General features: G+C 42.3%; 13 protein-coding genes. 4 read left to right on the forward strand and 9 right to left on the reverse strand.

Annotation, left to right across the window (positions count from 1 at the left end; all coding sequences use genetic code 11):
• Positions 1-71: 71 nt before the first annotated feature.
• The 9 genes from JCM16456_RS17655 to JCM16456_RS17695 all read right to left on the reverse strand — a co-directional run bounded on the left by JCM16456_RS17655 (position 72) and on the right by JCM16456_RS17695 (position 10,591).
• On the reverse strand, positions 72-1,241 hold the full coding sequence (locus tag JCM16456_RS17655) for an ROK family protein (protein WP_068716966.1): 1,170 nt from the start codon (positions 1,239-1,241) through the stop codon (positions 72-74).
• 331 nt (positions 1,242-1,572) lie between these two features.
• Complete coding sequence (locus JCM16456_RS17660) at positions 1,573-2,733, reverse strand: pectate lyase family protein (RefSeq protein ID WP_068716968.1); 1,161 nt, start codon at positions 2,731-2,733, stop codon at positions 1,573-1,575.
• A gap of 17 nt (positions 2,734-2,750) precedes the next feature.
• The gene (locus JCM16456_RS17665) at positions 2,751-3,842 is read right to left on the reverse strand and encodes a pectinesterase family protein (protein WP_068716970.1); all 1,092 of its coding nucleotides are present in this window, start codon (positions 3,840-3,842) and stop codon (positions 2,751-2,753) included.
• A 9-nt stretch (positions 3,843-3,851) separates the two neighbouring features.
• On the reverse strand, positions 3,852-4,601 hold the full coding sequence (locus tag JCM16456_RS17670) for an oligogalacturonate-specific porin KdgM family protein (RefSeq protein WP_068716972.1): 750 nt from the start codon (positions 4,599-4,601) through the stop codon (positions 3,852-3,854).
• 13 nt (positions 4,602-4,614) lie between these two features.
• Positions 4,615-5,451: a hypothetical protein gene (locus tag JCM16456_RS17675; protein WP_068716974.1), complete on the reverse strand. Its 837-nt coding sequence runs from the start codon at positions 5,449-5,451 to the stop codon at positions 4,615-4,617.
• Between the two features lie 765 nt (positions 5,452-6,216).
• Positions 6,217-7,179, reverse strand: a complete 963-nt coding sequence (locus JCM16456_RS17680) for a transposase (protein WP_068716976.1) — start codon at positions 7,177-7,179, stop codon at positions 6,217-6,219.
• Between the two features lie 357 nt (positions 7,180-7,536).
• Positions 7,537-8,286, reverse strand: a complete 750-nt coding sequence (locus tag JCM16456_RS17685) for an oligogalacturonate-specific porin KdgM family protein (protein WP_068716978.1) — start codon at positions 8,284-8,286, stop codon at positions 7,537-7,539.
• 13 nt (positions 8,287-8,299) lie between these two features.
• Positions 8,300-9,124 (reverse strand): oligogalacturonate-specific porin KdgM family protein, encoded by an 825-nt coding sequence (locus JCM16456_RS17690; RefSeq protein WP_068716980.1) that lies wholly within the window; start codon positions 9,122-9,124, stop codon positions 8,300-8,302.
• Positions 9,125-9,643: 519 nt separating this feature from the next.
• Positions 9,644-10,591 carry an AEC family transporter gene (locus JCM16456_RS17695; protein ID WP_068716982.1) on the reverse strand — a complete coding sequence of 316 codons (948 nt, stop codon included), beginning with the start codon at positions 10,589-10,591 and terminating at the stop codon, positions 9,644-9,646.
• A 315-nt stretch (positions 10,592-10,906) separates the two neighbouring features.
• Here JCM16456_RS17695 and nifH point away from each other — a divergent pair, with 315 nt between their 5' ends.
• The 4 genes from nifH to nifT all read left to right on the forward strand — a co-directional run bounded on the left by nifH (position 10,907) and on the right by nifT (position 15,256).
• Positions 10,907-11,785, forward strand: coding sequence for a nitrogenase iron protein (nifH, locus tag JCM16456_RS17700; protein WP_068716984.1), 879 nt, complete (start codon positions 10,907-10,909; stop codon positions 11,783-11,785).
• A 41-nt stretch (positions 11,786-11,826) separates the two neighbouring features.
• Positions 11,827-13,305, forward strand: a complete 1,479-nt coding sequence (gene nifD / locus JCM16456_RS17705; protein WP_068716986.1) for a nitrogenase molybdenum-iron protein alpha chain — start codon at positions 11,827-11,829, stop codon at positions 13,303-13,305.
• 77 nt (positions 13,306-13,382) lie between these two features.
• Positions 13,383-14,951 (forward strand): nitrogenase molybdenum-iron protein subunit beta, encoded by a 1,569-nt coding sequence (gene nifK / locus JCM16456_RS17710; protein ID WP_068716988.1) that lies wholly within the window; start codon positions 13,383-13,385, stop codon positions 14,949-14,951.
• An 86-nt stretch (positions 14,952-15,037) separates the two neighbouring features.
• On the forward strand, positions 15,038-15,256 hold the full coding sequence (gene nifT, locus JCM16456_RS17715; RefSeq protein ID WP_068716990.1) for a putative nitrogen fixation protein NifT: 219 nt from the start codon (positions 15,038-15,040) through the stop codon (positions 15,254-15,256).
• The last annotated feature ends 8 nt before the right edge of the window (positions 15,257-15,264 follow it).

Below are 15,264 nucleotides of genomic sequence, written 5' to 3' on the forward strand. Positions count from 1 at the left end.
TGACCTTTTTTCGTATCGATTGGCTTGGGAAGGGGAAACAAACGTTGTGTGTAATACCACACTGTGACGCGTTAGACTTGGTAAGCGCGGTTGGTTAGCTCGATCAAACCATAGTATGCGATGTTGTAGTCCCGTTCATGCCAAAATGAGATATTGGTGGAGCCAAAATTTAAGTCACTATTGTGCTGTAAATAATGTTCAATTTGCGGTTTAAGATAGTCGAATAAGATACTGACTTCGCCACTTAGAATCACATCGTGAATGTCCCATACCGTTATAAAATGAGAGATGATAAATCCCATTACTTTAGCGGCTTCATTTACCACTTCGATATAATCTGGCTGCTTTTTTTCAAGACAACTAACAATATGGTGCAGCTGCTCTTTGGCATCTTTGCCGGGCAGCGTATGTCCCACGCGTTTTTCGATTTCGGCGATGATAGCTCGATAGGTGATGTAGGTTTCACAGCAACCTTTCGCGCCACAATAGCAATCTCGGCCATTGAGATCGTAGGTCATGTGGCTAATTTCAGGTGAAGTGCCAGCAGGGCCGAGTGCGATTTTTTTATCTATCATGATCCCAAAACCGGCGCCATAGCCTAGCAGCAGCGTCATAAAGCTGTTGAGTTGACTGTGGGTAACGCGTAACTGGGCACTGCAACAGTGCGCAATGTTGAAAATTTTAGCAGTATGACCCGTGTGTTGTTCTATGCACTCAGCCAAGTTGAAATGACGTTCTTTTAGGATTTGGCTACAGTGAATAAGGCCACTATGTTGGGCTATCTTACCTTGTGTGGCGACCGTAATGACTTTGAGTTCAGAAAAGGTGATCCCTTCAATTCGACAAAGCTCATGGCCATGGTGTTGAATCATTTCAACAATTTGAGCTGCGCTAAAAATACGCTTCTCTTTCGGAAGATCCCAGCGAATCACTTGATGGCACAGAATCTTGTTCGTTTGATCAATTAAAATGGCTACGAAACTTTCAATTGAAATGTAACAGCACAGCGAAAAGTTTTTATGAGGAACAAGACGTAATGCTGTTTTAGGACGACCTTTTGTGCATTCTTGAGTTTGTTCAGAAGACGCCATCTCTTCAATGATGCCGTCATTTAAGAGTTGCTGAGTTATTTTTGTCAGAGAAGATTTTACCAAACCAGTTTGTTTTGCTAGATCGACGCGCGAAAGCGGTTTTCGCCTTAGCAAATTCACTACTTGGTTTTTCCCATTTAGTTCTATCATGACATCTATGCTTCTAACAATATGAAAATTATAAGTATTATGGGTAGTTACTATATCAGTTTTTGCTGCTATACACTATTTGATAAGTATACATTAGCAATGGATACACAAAGATGAGAGATAGATCGGTTCTTGTTTGTTGGGGGAGGGAAGTGACGAAATAAAAAAAAGGTGTAAAGAATAACGTAGCGTGACGACGTATATGCTTTACACCTTATGGCTTGGAGACAGTTTAACGATGCATTAAATAGATGTGCCATGACCCAAAACTGCCACAATACATTGGCAATTGGGTTTCACCCTTGTACCCAACGTTGTTGGCACATAGAGTCTAATTTAAAGCCAACTTACCCGCGCCAGCACTGTTTTTCAGTGTGATGAGTGAGTCGGTAGGTTGTAACTGATATTTGTATGGAACGCTGATGTTCTTAGCCTGCAACCCACAAGCTGTAAGGTTAAGCGGTTCTCCATTGACTTTCGAGCCATTATCGACCAATACACCGGGCTTGCCTTTACTCATTGCTTTAAATACACCACATTGAGTGTTTAGATGGTCAATATTAAACACGTTGTTTTCTGAGAGAACGGTGCCTTCTGTTCCAAGTCCAAATGAGTAGCCGTAGCGGTACTCTTCGTCATTGGCCTTGCTCCCGATAAACAGGTTGTTATACGCATGAATTTGGCCAAAACGAACGCGAGGCGTGCGCTGTACTAATTGGTTAAACACATTGTCGTTCAATGTGATACGCAATTTCCCTCGGTCTTGTGCTCCATTTTTATCGCTATGACCAATCAACATCACTTTGTCGTGTTTTTCGAACAGCGAGTTTGATATTGAGATATAGTCGCTGCCACGTTTTATGTCTAACTCTCCATCATGTTGAACGTATTTCCATCCGTCTTTCTGGCCATACATGTGATCAGTAAAAGAACCGTCGGTTAAGGTGACATGGTCGATCCATATATGTTCGGAACCAATGATGTTCATTCCATCCCACTCAGCATTCCAGCCGTCACCTTGTTCAAAATGGGGTGCAACGTCAATCGGTGTTTCAATATTGACGTTGCGAATGATGACATTCTTGACCTTCTTCAAGATAAGCGAACCATTAAAGAACCCCGCATCCGCTCCAACACCCAAAAGTGTCGTGTTAGAGGAGATGTGAATCTGCGAGCGTTTCTTCTGATCTGCAAAACTTTTAAAAGGAATGCCACCACTTAAATCAATTCGCTTTTCTACTAAAATTATTTTGGCCTGTTGACCACTTTTATGCAGTGCTGACTGTAGCTCATCTACGGTTGATACCCGATAGATATGTTGGGTACTGGCGCTGGCCCCGCCTTGTGTTCCCCCGGCCATTGCAGCCCAGCCATTGGCTGGTGCGACTTGGCGAACAATATCCATGTTGACATCTTGTGCGGCAACAGTAGCACTAAAAAGTAAACCGGTTAAAGCAGCGGCCAGTGACCGCTGTAAATACACTTTATTCACTGCTTTGACTCCTAAGATTAAGAACGATACCAATCGCCGCCAAGTACGTTTTCAACGGTCAGCTCTTTGGCTTGCTTGGTCGTCAACACATGTTTAGCTCCGGCCTTATTGGCACCTGGCCCTTGACTGTTGAATTCAAAGAAGCGAGCGTCTTCATCTGGGCTAAACCAAATGCGTTCTTTATCTTTACTCCATCCAGACATCTTATCCCAACCGTACAAATGGTCGTCTAGATAGCAGTTATAGTAGATTGTTGACCCAATTGCGTTTGGATCTGCGTAGCGTCCATCACTAAAGTTTCGGGTTGGGTGCCATGGACGCCCTAGGCCAAAACTATTTGCTGGAACATCTGCTTCCTTAGTAATTCGACTGTTGATAAACACAAGACCATAGTCTTTATGTATGTCGGTGCTAGGAGCGGTAATATATCCCATAGGAGTCGTGTGTTTACTTCTTGCTCTGGCCACAATATTACATTCATCAAATACCGCAGTACCACCACCAAAAATGAAATCGACGTTTCCTTTTACGGTGCAATTATGGAAGTAACTGCTGGAATCGTGACGCGCAAGCAGAGTGTCTTGATAGCCTTCGATAGTGACATCCAGTACTTTGGCACGTTCTGAGCCAGAGCCGATAGATAAGGCAACCGCTTGTGATGAGTTGATGCGGGTTGGATCATCTTTCGCCTTTACATCATTACTTGGGTAATCAAAACTATTACGCACGGTGAAATTGCGTAGAGTGACATCATCGGCTTTCACACGGATAACAAAGCTTTTCGATGTTCCCCAGTTTTTCCCTTGTGGGTTTTTCATTCCAGAAGCTGCGTTATATTCGATAATCGTTTTATCCCGACTTTCGCCTTCCAAAATCACTTTATCGACATTCACGTCGAATTTTTCATTATAAGTACCATTAGTGATGTAGATAACGTAATTGTCTTTGTGACTGGCTTTTGCCGCAGCAAGTGCTTGAGTTATCTTGCTAAATTGGTGCTCACCAGATGGATTCTCAGTGACCATTGCATCGTAAGTTGCAGGGGCCGCGAAGGCGAGTGAGCTTGCTACGCTCAATAGCGCAGCTGCATAGGTAGTTAGTTTCATCATTTTCTCTCGTTAGAAATAGAAATTAAATCCCGCGGTGACTTTGGCTTCGCGATGATCGCTGTCCGTTGCTACTGCGGTGTCATCAACCCCTAAATAAGGTTGCCAATCACGATTGACGCGGTAGTAAATAAAGGCGCTTTGTTCGTAATTGGATTGTTTGTTATCGAACAAGGTGTAGTCAGCATCTTGATATTGCGCGGTGTAGGCCAGTGTGATCGATTTGGATAGCTGGTAATTGGCGCCGACTTTGTACACTTGTCGACGATTGTTATCAGGTGAGGTATATCCTTTTTTGTGGGAGTATTTACGCCATTCGTATTGATAGCCAGTCCATAGATAAAGGTCGTCATTGAGGTCGTATCGCAGAGCTAAGCCAGGTATATAACGTGAGCCACTATCACCGTTATCTCCAATTTCGCCACTAAAGTCGTAGCTATCGCCTGCGCCAGTGTAAAATTTCAGGCGGATACTTGGGATAAGAGAAAGTGAATCGTTAATTTGATAGCGATAGCTGGTATCAAAATATTCACTGTAGTTGGTTGGGTCGTCAAAACTGTCGCGCTTTTTATTGATAAGGTTGGCTGCAATTTCAAAGCGTAAGCCATTATCGAATTGATAAGCTAAAGACACTTTGTCGCTATTAAAACGATTTTCTGTACGATAGTTATGCTCAAATGAGATATAACTGGTGTCTGCCATTGAGGTGATGGGTAATAATGCAGCAGCCGCAACTGGCAAAAGATATAGATAAGATTTCATATTTGATTCCTCGTTAGAAATACCAGTTAAAGCCTAACTTAAGACAAGCCTGTTCCTTATTTGATGTGCCAGAAACAGATTTTTGGTCGATTTCAAAATAAGGTATGGCGGCTTTGAACCCTGTATATTGAATTTTAAACTCATTATACAAATAGCCTTTTTTATTATCGAAAGATGCGTATTCTAAGGATGTGCAACTATGACTATCACAAGATTTTGGATTGTTTGTGTAATCGGCATAATCGTAGAGAAGAATATATTGGAAACGCCAGTTTTCAACACCGCGGTAGTCTATACCCGTTTCAAAACGGTGTGTGCCAATATTACCTTTTGCAAGATAGGTGACGGATTCTGTCCCATTTGCTGAATCTCCGTCAATATACATATTCCTTGTTTTATAACTATCGGTACTTGCATAATCACGGAATTGATACCGGTAACGAACATAACCGCCCCAGTTATCACTGAGTTTATGATATAACGTTGCTCCACTTAGATATTGCAAACTACCGCTTTGAAAATCGATTTCAAATTGAGGTGTTACATAGGTTTTCTTATCAAGAATGTAGCTTTTGGACAGAACAAAGCCAGCGCTACCACCATAGTAATTTTCGTAGGCAGTATCAATGGAATTAGGATAGATACCGAACTTAACTTCAAAGCCCCAACGGTCCGGGGTTTTGTGCACTAACTTAATAGAGTCGCCGTGCGCACGTTTCTCTGTTTGATAGTTATGTTCGTATTGCAGATAGGTTTTGCCTTTTACGGTATCATCGATGTCTTCAGCGGCATAGGCTTGGACCGAAGCTATTACCAATAAACTGGCAGCACTAATGGTTTTAAGATTCATATAATCACCAATTAAATATTTAAAATAAACTTAAAGATAAAGATTTATTTATGCATTCACACAAAGTGCAAATAATGGTTCCGATAAATATTTAAGGTAATAGAGCCCCATGAGTTTTAAACTCACCATAACAAAGCCAAAACAAGTTTTGTTGTGATTTTGCTAATATTTTAATCTATCCCTTGGAGTGGAATTGCCACTGTGAAATAGTATTCATTTAATTATGAAATGACGTTTTGTTTTATTTTGATTCTAGGTTTATGAATTGGTTTTACAATCGTAATGATGAGATATTGTGAAGTTAGATACGTTATTGATATTGATTGGATAAAAAATAAGATCTTAATCACTGGAGTAGCGGGTAATTTGTTTTTTGTAAAGTAATGTCAATGATTTTTTGTGACAAGTCTGTCTATTTTAATTAACGGAAATAACTTGATAGTGTAGTGTGAAGCTAATTCAAGTTAATTTTAACTAAATAAGATAACTGCGCAGTACATTACCATAAAATCAAGATAACTGAGCTTTACATCTAGCATTATCCTTTCGTGGTTAAGGTTAGGTTAAATTTCTTATTTAACAAGGATGGCATTTAACGAGGACACTCACTCTTCAAAGAACGGATCAAGTAATCATTAGAGACGGGTAGATTTGCTTATACTTTGCCCGATTTGGTTTGTTCTAACCAATCAACGGAGAGCAAATTCGATTTGTTTTTTGTGGTGAATTGTGAGGGAGTTGAGCTATATAAGATTAGTTCGAGACTTACGCAATATGCAGACCAACCATCCGCTTCTTATTTAGCTCGGTTTTAGCGTGGTGTAAACGTGCTGTAGTTCCAATCCAAACTCGAGGCTTTTTCTCTAGCTTTGTACAAAGTGCCAAACAGTCAGTTTGGTCTAACGAGAGCCTGGTCAGTATACTCGGTTGAGCATTGTTGATATAGCCAGGCTTATCTGGCCTTATTTGTCGGCCAAGCCAATCAACTAGTTCAAGGTAATCACTGAGTCTAAAGGGGATCCCTTGAGTCTTATCTTGATGCTCGTAGCCCATGAAATTGGCGAGCGATGGTGTGGTGATTTTTCCTTTCTCTAAACTCGTGAGTCTCGCTTTAATTGAGGTAAAGTCTGACTGCTCTGGTGTGTCGGCTATTTTGGCTCGAATTGGGTTTAAATCGACATACGCCATCGCTGCCAGCAAGGCTTTGTCATCGAGTAGTGCTTGTGATTTGAATCGTCCTTCCCAAAAACGTCCAGTACATTGATCCTCTTTATTGGCTTGAACGGCAATGCCATAATTAAGTTCTCTCATAAACCAACTGAGCGAATAAAGTCGCTCTCGCCACTCGTTAATAAATTGATTGCACGCTTCTTTTTCTGTGTCCGATTTTATCTCTCCCGCTAACCAACGTTGAATAATCAGTGGCAACTGGTGCTCCGCGTGCCAGCGTTCAACCACTTCCAAGTCAGATAAAGCAAGAGCGCTCTCTTTATCAATACGAACAACGAGATGGTAGTGATTACTCATCACTGCATAAGAGCAGATTTGAATTAGATAAACAGAGGCGAGAGAAAGAATGCGTTGCTCAATCCAATCTCGGCGATGCTCGTAAGATTTTCCGGTAAGACTATCAACACCACATAAATAGGTCCGACGCACACAGCGAGACACGCAGTGATAATAAGGCGTGATGTCTGGGCAAATCAGCTGTGAGCGAGCAGTGGTCATGCGTTGTGAGTCCAAGAAAATAGAGAGCCTTAGCGTGACGATTAACTGAAATGAGTAAAAGAGAGAGCAAGTGATTACTGGAGACACTTCAAAGAATGATTGAGGATGTTTTGCATGGCTTAAACCAAAATGTGAATTGAATAACGGTGTGTGTCCCCGTTGTGATTTCTTACTAAAAACAGCAAACAAAAGAGTGAGTACGAAATTTTTGTAACCACTCCTTTGCGTTCACTGCACAACATCTCCGTTATTTTGCTCTTGTTGAGCAACATTTGGAAAGAGGAATTGGGGTGTGTGTCCTCGTTATTAAGCGTGTGTCCTCGTTATTAGGGTGTGTGTCCTCGTTATTACTCGTTATTAAAAATAGAAATTAAATCCTGCGGTGACTTTGGCTTCGCGATGATCGCTGTCCGTTGCTACTGCGGTGTCATCAACCCCTAAATAAGGTTGCCAATCGCGATTGACGCGGTAGTAAATAAAGGCGCTTTGTTCGTAATTGGATTGTTTGTTATCGAACAAGGTGTAGTCGGCATCTTGATATTGCGCGGTGTAGGCCAGTGTGATCGATTTAGATAGCTGGTAATTGGCGCCGATTTTGTACACTTGTCGACGATTGTTATCGGCAGAGGTATATCCTTTTTTGTGAGAGTATTTACGCCATTCGTATTGATAGCCAGTCCATAGATAAAGGTCGTCATTGAGGTCGTATCGCAGAGCTAAGCCAGGTATATAACGTGAGCCACTATCGCCGTTGTCCCCGATTTCACCACTGAAATCGTAGTCATCGCCTGCGCCAGTGTAAAATTTCAAGCGGATACTTGGGATAAGAGAGAGTGAATCGTTGATTTGATAGCGATAACTGGTATCAAAATATTCACTGTAGTTGGTTGGGTCGTCCAAACTGTCGCGCTTTTTATTGATAAGGTTGGCTGCAATTTCAAAGCGTAAGCCATTATCGAATTGATAAGCTAAAGACACTTTGTCGCTATTAAAACGATTTTCTGTACGATAGTTATGTTCATATGAGATATAACTGGTGTCTGCCATTGAGGTGATGGGTAATAATGCAACTGCCGCAACTGGCAAAAGATATAGATAAGATTTCATATTTGATTCCTCGTTAGAAATACCAGTTAAAGCCTAATTTAAGGGCCGCTTGTTCCTTGTTGGATGTACTAGAAACAGATTTCTGATCGATTTCAAAATAGGGGATTACGGTCTTTATACCCTGATATTGTATTTTGAACTTGCTATACAAATACCCTTTTTTATTATTGAACTGAGCGTAATCAAGAGATGTGCATCCGTCTGAGTTACAAGATTTCGGGCTGTTGGTATAATCTGAGTAGTCGTAAAGAAGGATATACTGCAGTGTCCAGTTTTCGATGCCTCGATAAGATATTCCCGATTCCAGTCGGTGAGTGCCAATATTACCTTTTGCTAGATAGGTAACCGGTGTTGATGTTCCACCTATATCTACATTGGTTGTTTTATAACTATCGGTGCTCGCATAATCTCTAAATTGGTACCGGTAACGAAAATAAGTATTCCATTCTGGAGTCAGCTTGTAAGAGATCTTTGCGCCACCTAAATATTGAAGGCTATCGCTTTGAAAATCGATTTCAAACTGTGGTGTTAAACTGGCTTTCTTATTCAATTTGTAGGTTTTAGACAAAACGAAGCCCGCACTACCGCCATAATAGTTTTGGTATGCAGAATCAATGGCTTTTGGGTACATGCCAAATTTCACTTCAAAGCCCCACCGGTCTGGCGTTTTGTGTACTAATTTGATCGAATCGCCGTGGGAGCGCTTTTCTGTTTTATAGTTGTGTTCATACTGCAAGTAAGTTTTACCTTTTACGGTATCATCGACAACGTCTGTAGCGTACGCTTGGACTGATGTTAAGACCAATAAACTGGCAGCACTCATAATTTTGAATTTCATATAATCTCCAGTTGAATGTTATGTTTTCGATATGGTGACTGGGTGAGCTTATCTTTCTAACTTCCTAATTTTTAAATAAGTTACTTTATTTATCTGACCTTTCAGTTGGTTTTGTTATTGGTTGTTTAAATATAAAACAACAAATCGTTATAATTAAAATAATGTTTTAATTTTATTTTATGTTTCATTGTTCAGCTTTCAATTATGTTTTTTTTGTAGTGTGATGTTTGGGGTGTTATTGTGCCTAATAGGGGGTAAAACAAGATCGAAATCACTTGAATTAGATTGATTTTGATCTTTGAAAAAAGAAACTATTTTTGTGACAAACATACCTGTTTCGATGATAGGAAGTAATTTGATTGTATGGTGTGAAGTTAATTCAAGTTAATTTTAATTAAATAGGTTAGTAGTGACTTGATTTTTACATTCCAAATAATGCCAAGACTATAAAAGCGAGGTTAATCTTGCTATTTGCTGAGTTAAGAAATAGTTAACCCATAACTAAAACCAACAGCAATATCAAAATACCATTTGTGCGATGGTTATCATTACTGGAATTGTCACAACCGATAGCCCATTTGTTACTAATTGTGCTGTGGTACAAAAGGTTTGTCGCCCGTAAATGTCACCGATTACTGAATAGATGCTAAACATCGGCATCGCTGTGATGATAACTAAGGCCAATTTTAAATCATGAGCTTGATCTGGGAGCAACAGCGTTAACATCGCAATCGCCATTAGTGGGTGGATAATCAATTTACCTAAGGTCACCACTGTTAATTGGTCGCGGCGAGTATTGCGAATTTCAATAGCGGCAAGCGAGCCTCCGATCGCAAATAATGCTACGGCAACGGCTGAAGGGGCAAATAGGGCGAGGGTTTGATCAATAGCCTTTGGCAAAGTAATGTGCAGTACATTGCCCATGACTCCGATTAATATGGCAATCAATAATGGGTTTTTTACCACTTTAATTAACAGGGCTTTTAATTTTGTTTTCAGTGCATGCTGACTCTCTAACGCACCGTAGTCCATCAAGATAAAACAAATAGGCAGCACACACAGGTTTTCTACCAACAGTGCCATGGCGAACGCATTCACGGGTGGGTTATCCATCAATTGCAGAATAATCGGATAGCCAATAAAAGAGCTGTTAGGGACGACCATGCCAGTGACTGCGACAGCCGCATCCAAACCTCTAAGTTTTAACCATTGACGTAGCCCTATCATTGCCACCACGGTAATCGCCACCGAACTGACCGCATAAGCGAGTAGATAACGCACATTAAGAATCGCCTGAATATCAATATGTAGTACGGTTTTGATAATGACAGCGGGCAACGCAATGTAGATAACATAACGTCCCATCTCTGACATTGAACGCTGCGACAGTAAGTTGACCTTGGCTGCGATATAGCCGACAAGCATGACCAGAAATATAGGCAAAATCACTGAAAAGACAGTCAACATAGCAATCCTTAGCTGATAGGCGTTATGAAATAAAGCCAATGAAAAAGCATCAGCTTTAGTAAAGAAAGGGGAGCTGACGCACAGTATACCGCGCAATGTGTCAAGTTGCTTATTTTTGATGCTGCGAAATCTATAGGTGTTTTTGCGGCTAAAAACAAACGAACAATACCTTGTTACAAAACGGACATTGTTAGCTTATGACAATAACAAGGAGATTGGGTTTTTGTTCAACGTATTGAAAAATATAGAATAAATAATCTGGTACGAATTTCGCCATACAAAGCCTGAGTCTAAACAAATTAAGGAGATAGACCCATGGCAATTCGTCAATGTGCAATCTACGGTAAAGGTGGTATCGGTAAATCAACCACAACACAAAACCTTGTTGCAGCCCTCGCCGAACTCGGCAAAAAAGTCATGATCATAGGATGTGACCCCAAAGCAGACTCCACTCGTTTGATTCTGCACTCTAAAGCGCAAAACACCATCATGGAAATGGCCGCTCAAGCCGGCACGGTTGAAGACATCGAATTAGAAGATGTATTGAAAGTCGGTTTTGGCGATGTTCGCTGCGTTGAATCAGGCGGTCCAGAGCCTGGTGTGGGTTGTGCTGGTCGTGGTGTTATCACCGCCATCAACTTCCTTGAAGAAGAAGGTGCCTACGAAGACGATTTGGACTTCGTATTTTATGACGTACTAGGTGACGTTGTGTGTGGTGGTTTCGCCATGCCAATTCGTGAAAACAAAGCACAAGAAATCTACATCGTATGTTCTGGTGAAATGATGGCGATGTACGCGGCCAACAACATTTCTAAAGGGATTTGTAAATACGCAACCACCGGTAGTGTGCGTTTAGCTGGCCTTATCTGTAACTCTCGTAACACCGATCGTGAAGATGAATTGATCGAAGCGTTAGCCGCTAAGATCGGTACACAAATGATTCACTTTGTTCCCCGTGACAACATCGTACAACGCGCTGAAATCCGTCGTATGACAGTGATCGAATACGACACCAAATGCAAACAAGCGGATGAATACCGTACGTTGGCACAAAAGATCATTGATAACCAACTTTTCGTCGTGCCTAAGCCTGTCACGATGGATGAACTGGAAGAGCTGCTAATGGAATTCGGCATTATCGACGAGGAAGACGAATCCATCATCGGTAAGAAAGCGGACGAAGTCGCTGCCTAAATATGGAGCGTGGTAGTGCATTCAATAACAAGGAATTCATTATGGATATGAATAAAGAGCAAATGCAGTCGTTAGTCGATGAAGTGTTGGAAGTTTATCCTGAGGTTGCCAAGGCGGAACGTGCCAAACACATTGTCGTCAACGATGCTAGCCAAGACAGCAGTAAATGCATCAGCTCCAACCGCAAAGCGACACCTGGGGTAATGACTATTCGTGGTTGTGCTTATGCGGGCTCAAAAGGGGTGGTGTGGGGACCTGTGAAAGATATGATTCACATCTCCCATGGCCCTGTCGGTTGTGGTCAATATTCACGAGCTGGACGTCGTAACTACTACGTCGGGACCACAGGGGTTGATAGCTTTGGTACGATCGATTTTACCACTGACTTTCAAGAACGCGACATCGTGTTTGGTGGGGATAAAAAACTCTCTGCTGCGATTGATGAAATTGAAGCGTTATTTCCTTTATCTAAAGGGATTTCAGTCCAATCGGAATGTCCGGTGGGTTTGATTGGGGATGACATCGAAGCGGTAGCGAAAACTAAAAGTGCGGAGCTAGGCAAAAAAATTGTCCCGGTGCGCTGTGAAGGTTTCCGTGGGGTTTCTCAATCATTAGGCCACCACATTGCCAACGATACCATTCGTGATTACGTGCTTAATGATTCCGACGAAAAAGAGTTTGAAACCACAGATTATGATGTCGCCATCATTGGTGACTACAACATCGGTGGTGATGCTTGGTCTTCTCGTATCATTCTTGAAGATATGGGATTACGTGTTGTGGCTCAGTGGTCTGGTGACGGTACGCTGCCTGAAATGGAAAACACACCAAAAGTGAAATTGAATCTGGTGCATTGCTACCGTTCAATGAACTACATCGTGCGTTATATGGAAGAAAAACACGGTATTCCATGGGTGGAGTACAACCTGTTTGGTCCAACCAAAATTGCAGAGTCTATGCGCAAAATTGCAGCGTTCTTCGATGAAAAGATCCAAAAGCAGACCGAAGAAGTGATTGCTCGTTATACCGAACAATGGAACACGGTAATTGAAAAATACCGTCCACGTTTGGAAGGTAAAAAAGTGATGCTGTATGTCGGTGGTTTACGTCCTCGTCACGTCATTGGCGCATATGAAGATCTGGGTATGGATATTGTGGGTGCCGGTTATGAATTCGCGCACAACGATGACTATGTCAAAACCACACCCGTGATGAAAGACGCGGCGCTTATCTTCGATGATGCAGCTACTTACGAGCTGGAAGAGTTTGTCAAAGCCCTCAAACCAGACTTGATTGGTTCTGGGGTGAAAGAGAAATACGTGTTCCACAAGATGGGCTACCCCTTCCGCCAAATGCACAGTTGGGACTATTCCGGTCCTTATCATGGTGTGGATGGCTTCGCTATTTTTGCTCGCGACATGGATATGACGTTGAACAACCCTTGCTGGGCAAAAATGAAGGCACCTTGGGAAGAGCCTTCAGAGGTGAAAAGTGAAGAGAGCTTGGCTAAGTCTGCATAACGCCCGATTGGAAAGGAATTTCAATCGTTTAACCGAACCGGAGTCCACAGATTAGTGGCACGGTAGGAGAGAATTTTATGACTCAAAATGTTGAAGATATCAAAACAGGTTACCAGTTGTTTCAACAACCTGAATATCAGGACTTGATACACAGCAAACGCGGCGAATTTGAGCAGGCAGTTGATGCAGCCAAAGTGAAAGAAGTGTTTGAGTGGACCACAACGGAAGAATATCAAGAGATTAACTTCAATCGTAAACACATTACGATTGATCCGGCCAAAGCGTGTCAGCCTTTAGGTGCCGTGCTTTGTGCGCTTGGGTTTGAAAAAACCCTACCTTATGTCCACGGCTCACAGGGATGTGTTGCCTATTTCCGTACTTACTTTAACCGCCATTTCAAAGAGCCTGTTGCTTGCGTATCCGACTCTATGACGGAAGATGCAGCGGTGTTTGGTGGGCAAGAGAACATGTCACAAGGGTTGGAAAACGCCTTTGCTCTGTATAAACCAGAAGCGATTGCCGTCTCTACCACCTGTATGGCAGAAGTTATTGGTGATGACCTAAACGCGTTTATTAATAACGCCAAAGCAGGTGGTCATTTACCTGACTCAGTGCCAACCCCGAATGCGCATACGCCAAGTTTTGTTGGTAGTCACACTACAGGTTGGGACAACATGTTTGAAGGAATTTTGCGCTACTTCACCATCAACAAAGAGGGTTATGAACCCGGTAGCAGCAATAAGATCAACATTGTCCCCGGTTTTGAAACTTACTTGGGTAACTATCGCGTTATTCAGCGCATGCTCGATGAGATGGGCGTGGAATACAACTATCTGTGCGACCCATCCGAAGTGCTTGATACCCCTGCCGACGGTGAGTTTCGGATGTATGCAGGGGGAACTTCGTATGACAAAGTTCGCGAGGCGCCTAATGCAAAAGCGACGCTGTTATTGCAGGAAACACAACTGGCGAAAACCAAGAAATTTATTGATACGACATGGCATCAAGATGTACCGAAATTGTCGATACCAATGGGTCTTGAATGGACCGATAACTTCCTGATGAAAGTCTCTGAGTTAAGCGGTAAACCTATTCCACAATCACTCTCCACTGAGCGCGGGCGTTTGGTCGATATGATGACCGACTCCCACACATGGCTCCATGGTGTGACGGTGTCACTTTATGGCGATCCAGATTATCTATTGGGTATGTGTAAATTCCTCACTGAATTAGGCTGTGAAATTAAGCACGTTCTGTGTAACAACGGCGCTAAACGTTGGCGTAAACAGATGGAAGCGCAATTGGCTGAAACGCCTTACGGTGAAAAAGCCAAAGTGTATACCGGCAATGACCTATGGCATCTGCGCTCGCTGATGTTTACCGATAAGCCTGACCTGCTGATTGGTAACTCTTATGGCAAATTTATTCAACGCGATACCAAAGCCAAAGGTGAAGAATTTGAAGTGCCATTAGTGCGCATCGGCTTCCCAATCTTTGACCGTCACCATCTACATCGTCACACCACTTTGGGTTATGAAGGGGCGATGTACATTTTAACTACGTTAGTGAATGCGGTATTGGAGCAAATTGATAAAGAAACCATGGTATTAGGCAAAACTGACCTTGGCTTTGATTTGGTACGTTAACCCCTAAAAGGTCGGCCTTGTGCTGACCTTATTTTGGGCTTGCCCAAAGTAAGAATCACCCAGAAAGTACGACAAGGAAGAGCACTATGGCGAATGTGATGATTCAATACAACGAAGGCAATGAACTGTGCCTTTATATTGCAAAAAAAGATTTGGAAGTGGCGATCACTACAATGGAATTTGATACCGATGAAAAGTGGGGCGGTGAGATCCACTTAGCGAGCGGTGCCATCTATCATATTGATCCGGTGGCGAAACCCAAGTTACCTATTTCGGTGCGGGCCAAGCGGCTACAAGCAGCGTAGCAAGGAGG

Source organism: Vibrio tritonius (assembly GCF_001547935.1).
Taxonomy (GTDB): Bacteria; Pseudomonadota; Gammaproteobacteria; order Enterobacterales; family Vibrionaceae; genus Vibrio; species Vibrio tritonius.